Raw genomic sequence first — 4439 nt, forward strand, 5'->3', positions numbered from 1 at the left:
CCGCGATACTTACAACGCCCCAACGTCGTGGACCGGCGCTTCGAGCGCCTGAAGCGGTGGCGTGGCATCGCGACCCGGTACGACAAGACCGCCGAGCCCTGCGAGGCGGCCGGCACCCTCGCATCACTCCTGATGGGGGCCTGACATGTGACGACAGAACCTAGCGGGCTCGGTGTGACAGGGGCCCGGGCCAGAGGTACTCGGCCGCTGGTACCTCGCTTCCGCGGACCCATGCGTCGAAGAAGCCCGCCAGGTCCTGGCCGGCTTCCTCGCTCGCCATCGCCTCGAACTCGTCCCAGGTGCGGACGCTGTGTGCGTTCTCCGAAGGCCAGCGCTTCAAAAGGCCGAGGAAGGCGTCCTCGCCGATGTGGTGCGACAACGCATGCATCATGAATGGGGACTTCGTGTACATCGATGCCCCGGACTCGATGGTCTGCCGCCACCACTGCGGATCGTCCTGATGCTGACGGATGCCTTCGCGGTAGCGGTCGTCGAGGTCGACCCCCGCATCGGCCTCCGCCCACATCCACTCCGCGTAGACGGCGAAGCACTCGCCGACGCAGCCGCTCGCCGGCCCGTCGCCGGTGACGGAGACTCCGAACCACTGGTGGGACAGCTCGTGCAGGAGCACGCTCTCGTCCGCCCAGGCAGGGGCGGGGAGGATGACCCGCCCCTGGGGTGCGTAGAACGGGGTGTCCTCGCTGAGCGCCTCCACGTAGATCCCGCCGAAAGTGTCGAACGGATAGGGCCCGAACCTCTCCGCCAGGAAGTCGAGCATGCGTGGAGCCTGATCGGCCAGGGGCTTCATGGCCTCCTTCTGACCCGCGCCGTACACGTTGGTCACGGGGGTGCCGTCGCTCAGCCGATCGTCCTCCGTCTCCCATGGCCCCATCCCGAGCACCGCGCTCTGCGGTGACAGCTCGTGCGACGTCCGCCATTGGAAGACCGAGGAGTTCTCGGTGCCCGCGATCCGGCTCCCCGTGCCGTTGGAGACGACGGTCCAGTCCGCGGGCACTTCGGCTGTCACCGTCAGGTCGGCCCGGTCGCGCGGCACGTTGTGCACGGGGAACCAGGTGCCGGTAGCGCCGTTGGTCACTGTCACCGACCCGCCGTCCGTCGTCGGTACCCAGGCGGGGATCTCACCCGGTAGCCCTTCGTACGCGATCTCCATGACGAACTCGTCGCCGGCGGCGATCGGTCGCGCCAGGGCGATGCTCAGGACGCCGTCACTCTGCCCGAACGAAGTGATGCCGTCGCCGTCGACCGCGACCTCCGTCGCGGGCACCGGCAGCGCCAGGTCCACCGTGTCCAGAGCGCTGCCCGCCGGCGCCGTGAGGATCGTCTCGCCTCGCAGCACCCCGGACTCGGGCGCGTAGACGATGTCTATCTCGTACATGCTCACGTCGTACGGGAGGGAGACCGCTGTGGTCCGGGGTTCAGCAACTGCCTGCGGAACCGCGAGGAGCAGGGCGAGGGGCAGGGCAACGCCGGCGCTGATACGGCGCGCAGGTTTGTGCTTCATCAGGGGGTCCTTCATCGACGGTCGGCGACTCCACGGCGCCTGCTGGACTGGCAGGAAGCAGCCACGCTAACGACGAGTCGGAGCCGAGGGGACGAGAATTCCGGACAGCCGCCGTCCGTGGTCCCATCACGGGCGCCGGCCCCCTCGCCGAGGGGCCCTCGACCGGCATGGAGAGGTCTCGCGGCGGCCGGCCGAAGTACCCAGCGGGGACCAGGACGGGGCAGCGGGTGGGCGCACCCTCGGCCGGGGCCCACGGTGCCCCCGGGGAGCGGACGGAGGCGTGGCGGGAGCGGGGTAGCAGCATGGAGGTGGAGGTGCCGCCCTGGAACTGTGTGCCGGGGCGCTGTGGCGTAGCCGGTGGAGTGTCCAGCCGTCCAGGTCCTCGATGTTGTCGGGAGAGGCGAGCGGGTTGGCCGGCAGTCGGGTGTTCCTCTCGAAGATCTCCTCGGCCCGGCGGCATGCTGCTGCGCGGGCTACCGAGGCGGCGGACCGCTTGCAGACCATGCTCCGCTACGGCTGGGAGGCCAACGACGACCAGATGCGTGCCTGTGTCGAGCAGTGCGTGCGGGTGGCCGGAGGGGACCGGCTCAACGCGGGAGCACGGCCCGGACTTGTCGAAGACGTTACGCGGCGCTCCGTCACGCGCCGCGGCCACTGGTGGGTACGGCGGCCGGCTATCGAGGAAGTCGTGACTGTCACTGCTGTGGAGCCCGAGGCGGAAGTCTTCCCAGCCGTCGACGTGTACGACCGCCTCACCTGTCCGATGACGATCGTGCTGGCCGAGATGGTATTCACGCCTCGCGGCGCGACGAAGCGCGTGCCGTCGTCGATGCCGCCCCCTGGCTGCCGACGGCTGATCGACATCAGCTCGAACCACAGCGTCCCCATGCCCCGGCCTGCTGACCTCGATGCGATCATTCGCTGTCTGGTGCGAGACCGAGCTGCGGCATCGGTCGGGAACGTCGAGTGATCCTCACCCCACCACTACAAGGAGCTGCTGTGCACCATTCTGATGCCCTGCCGGCTGCCAGGGAGATCTCCGTGGCGGACAAGGGTGCTGGGCCTTACGGCATCGCGACCGGACCTGATGGTGCGCTATGGCTCACCTTCGCGCACAGTGGTCGCATCGCGCGTCTCACCCTCGATGGCGAACTCAGCGCATACCCGTTGGACTCGTCTGAGTGTCGCCCTACGGTCATTACTCCCGGGCCCGACGGGGCATTGTGGTTCACCCGATCCCAGGACCACCGGATCGGCCGGGTCACCGCCGACGGTGAATCGGAGTCCTTCCCCGTACCGACGCCGGGCAGCGGACCCTTCGGTATCACTGCCGGCCCGGACGGTGCGGTGTGGTTCACGGAGATGAACACCGACCGTATCGGCCGCATCACCTGCAAGGGAGAGATCACCGAGTTCGTCCTTCCCCATGCGGGCGCCTTTCCCGCGGCAATCACCGCAGGCCCTGATGAGGCCCTGTGGTTCACCCTCAACCAGGCGAACGCAATCGGACGCATCACTGTCCACGGGGACATCGTGATCCACCCACTCCCCACCCCCGGCGCTGCGCCCGTGGGCATCACGAGTGACGGCGCCGCCCTGTGGTTCGTCGAGATCGCAGCGGGTCAGATCGGCAGGATCTCGGTGGATGGCGGGATCAAGGAGTTCCCGCTCCCTGACCGCACGGCCAAACCCCACGCCATCGTCGCGGCGTCCACCGGGGAGTGCTGGTTCACCGAATGGGGAGCCAACCGCATTGGCCACATCACCGATAGCGGCGAGATCACCGAGTACAGCCTGCCGTCACCGTCGTCCGAGCCCCATGGCATCACCATAGGGTCCGACGGCGCTCTGTGGGTGGCGCTTGAGACGGGAGGGGTCGCGCGGTTGGAACCGTAGCGCGGGACGGAGAACCGCCCGGTTCAGCCATGTGTCGGTCTCGCGTCACGCCAGACGCGGCGCGGCTCGCTACGTGCTGTGCCTGCGCAGGTTCATGCTCTCTCCACGGTGGAGCGCAAGGCGCTGCCCGTCTGGGGCCCGAGGGTTGGGAACGGTCGCCGCGGTGAGGTCGAGGCGGTGCAGTTGATCAGCGGGGAGTGGATGGCCGGCGACTCCTTCTCCACGTGCCAGTGGACGAGCACCCCGCGGCCGCCGTAGCGCGAGTGCCACTCGGTGAACAAGTTCTGGCCGTAGGCGCGCACATGGGTGGAGTCGGAGGCGAACGCGATCGAGCCCTGGCCCCACAACTCGACGCTGCGGGCGAACCGGGTGACCTCACCTGTCAGATCGTCGTCGAAGCCGGCGATCATCTCCGGCTCGGCGATCCGTCGCATCGTCAGGCCTGGCAGGTGGGCGCCGGGGCAGCTCATGTCCCTCGCAACCGCCAGCGGCGGGGCTCCGATCGAAGCCGGCTGGTCGAACGACCAGCAGTGTCCCGTGCTTGGTCGGGAGTTTCGCGGACAGCGCGCGGAGCTTGGGCTCGGCGTCGGGCCGGCGCTTGTCGAACGCCTTCTGCCCGGCCTCGCCCACGGCGCCGATCGCCACTTTCACACGACGAAGAACCTCCCGACCTGTGAAGAGTCAGCGGTCATGCCTCCGAGCAGCCGTTGGTCGGCGCCTTTGGGCCCGGTGACACCACCCCCGGGTCATGCCCCGTTGCGGGGCCACCGGAAAGATCATGGGGGCCGAACGAACGGCGACCGGAAACCGCTCATCGCCGCCGTCGTCCCGCCGTCCCCGCCCCGTACCGGCGACGGGTGCGCCCGGCCTGCCGACCCCACCCGGCCCCCGCGCACGCCCCGGGCGCGCCGTTTTCGGCCACCTGGCGCCGTCGCAGCGCGAGTTCCGGAACTCCATGCACTGGACGCGGGACCTTCACGACTCCTACGCTCCCACCGGGTTCGAGAGCGCTCCCGGCCTT

Annotated in this window: 4 protein-coding genes and 1 pseudogene; 2 read left to right on the forward strand and 3 right to left on the reverse strand. The window is 69.0% G+C overall.

Features of this window, described 5'->3' with window-relative positions; translation table 11 throughout:
- Positions 1-160: 160 nt before the first annotated feature.
- A complete protein-coding gene (locus tag ACOJSN_RS24650; RefSeq protein WP_420115128.1) occupies positions 161-1522 on the reverse strand; it encodes a M1 family aminopeptidase in 1362 nt (453 codons plus the stop codon).
- 424 nt (positions 1523-1946) lie between these two features.
- Between ACOJSN_RS24650 and ACOJSN_RS24655 the strand changes: the two genes are divergently transcribed.
- Both ACOJSN_RS24655 and ACOJSN_RS24660 read left to right on the forward strand, forming a co-directional pair.
- Positions 1947-2492, forward strand: coding sequence for a hypothetical protein (locus ACOJSN_RS24655; protein WP_420115129.1), 546 nt, complete (start codon positions 1947-1949; stop codon positions 2490-2492).
- 29 nt (positions 2493-2521) lie between these two features.
- Positions 2522-3418 (forward strand): virginiamycin B lyase family protein, encoded by an 897-nt coding sequence (locus tag ACOJSN_RS24660; RefSeq protein WP_420115130.1) that lies wholly within the window; start codon positions 2522-2524, stop codon positions 3416-3418.
- Between the two features lie 92 nt (positions 3419-3510).
- Here the strand turns inward: ACOJSN_RS24660 and ACOJSN_RS24665 are convergent, their stop codons facing one another.
- Both ACOJSN_RS24665 and ACOJSN_RS24670 read right to left on the reverse strand, forming a co-directional pair.
- Positions 3511-3852 carry a Tn3 family transposase gene (locus ACOJSN_RS24665; RefSeq protein WP_420115131.1) on the reverse strand — a complete coding sequence of 114 codons (342 nt, stop codon included), beginning with the start codon at positions 3850-3852 and terminating at the stop codon, positions 3511-3513.
- A pseudogene (locus ACOJSN_RS24670) lies at positions 3835-4039 on the reverse strand (IS110 family transposase); the annotation flags it as partial. The pseudogene ACOJSN_RS24670 and the gene ACOJSN_RS24665, both read right to left, overlap by 18 nt.
- Positions 4040-4439 lie beyond the last annotated feature (400 nt).

The sequence above is a fragment of the Pseudactinotalea sp. genome (assembly GCF_048594945.1).
In the GTDB taxonomy this organism is placed as follows: Bacteria; Actinomycetota; Actinomycetes; order Actinomycetales; family Beutenbergiaceae; genus Pseudactinotalea.